The sequence below is a fragment of the Acinetobacter lwoffii genome (assembly GCF_022809915.1).
Taxonomy (GTDB): domain Bacteria; phylum Pseudomonadota; class Gammaproteobacteria; order Pseudomonadales; family Moraxellaceae; genus Acinetobacter; species Acinetobacter lwoffii_M.
Genome location: NZ_JALGQY010000079.1, coordinates 1 through 1,282, shown reverse-complemented (window position 1 = coordinate 1,282; position 1,282 = coordinate 1). Strand labels below are relative to the sequence as shown.

The following is a 1,282-nucleotide window of genomic DNA, read 5'->3' as shown; positions in this document are numbered from 1 at the left end:
AGAGGTGGTCCCACATGTTTGAACAACTAAAAGCTTATTTATAAGTGATACTCTGCTCTAGTTAAGCTACCTTATTTTGTTGTGGTAGCTGGTCATAGTAAAACTCATCTGGAGTCATTTTGTCCAGACTCGAATGAGGTCGTTTCAAATTATAAAATTCAAAATATGCGTTTAATTGCTTCTTCGCATCCAAAACATTGCTGTAGGCTTTGAGATACACCTCTTCATATTTAACGCTCCGCCATAATCGTTCAACCATCACATTATCAACCCATCGACCTTTACCATCCATACTGATTTGAATGCCATTTGATTTCAATACATCAATAAATGCATCACTGGTAAACTGACTGCCTTGGTCTGTATTAAATATTTCAGGTCGACCATATTTTTCAATAGCTTCATTTAATGTTTCTATGCAAAATGTAACCTCCATACTAATCGATACTCTATGCGCAAGTACCTTGCGGCTATGCCAATCAATCACAGCACATAAATAAACAAAGCCTTTTGCCATAGGGATATACGTTATATCCGTAGACCACACTTGATTACTGCGCTGAATAGCCAATCCTTTGAGCAGATATGGATATTTGCGGTGAGCTTGATTAGCCTGGCTTAAATTTGGTTTGCAATATAACGCATTAATGCCCATTTTCTTCATTAAAGTACGTGTATGACGTCGTCCTATATGATGTCCTTGACGATTCAACAAATCACGCATCATACGGCTACCTGCAAAAGGGTATTGCATATGTAATTCATCAATACAGCGCATCAGCTTCAGATCTGATGCACTCACAGGTTTTGGGCGATAGTAATAACAACCACGGGAGACTTTCAGCAGCTGAGCTTGCTTAGATACTGAAATCTGAAGTGAGTCATCGATTAACTTTTGTGGTTGAAGCGGCCCAGTTTCTTCAACACACCTTCTAAAAAATCAATTTCTAATGCCTGCTCACCGATTTTTGCATGTAGTTTTTTTAGATCGATGGGTGGTTCTGTTGGAGCTTTTGATTGATCGAAAGCTTGCGAGGAAGCTGAAATCAGTTGATTTTTCCAGTCGATAATTTGGTTTTGATGAACATCAAATTCAGCACTCAATTCAGCAAGTGTTTTTTCTGCTTTAATCGCAGCAAGTGCTACCTTAGCTTTAAAATCATTTGAATGATTTCTTCTTGGTCTACGTGCCATAAAATACTCCATATATTGATGTTTATAACATCATTTGGGGAGCAAAATATCACTTATAAGTGTTGTTCAAATTTCCTGATCCACCTCT

The 1,282-nt window shown here is 37.8% G+C and carries 1 protein-coding gene; it reads right to left on the bottom strand.

What is annotated here, in order from left to right:
• Nucleotides 1-61: 61 nt before the first annotated feature.
• Nucleotides 62-1,194, bottom strand: a protein-coding gene (locus MTX11_RS16455) for an IS3 family transposase (protein WP_228255337.1) whose coding sequence is annotated in 2 segments (ribosomal slippage) — nt 62-942 and nt 942-1,194 — 1,134 coding nt in all. Because the reading frame shifts where the segments join, the coding sequence is not laid out codon by codon here.
• Nucleotides 1,195-1,282: the final 88 nt, after the last annotated feature.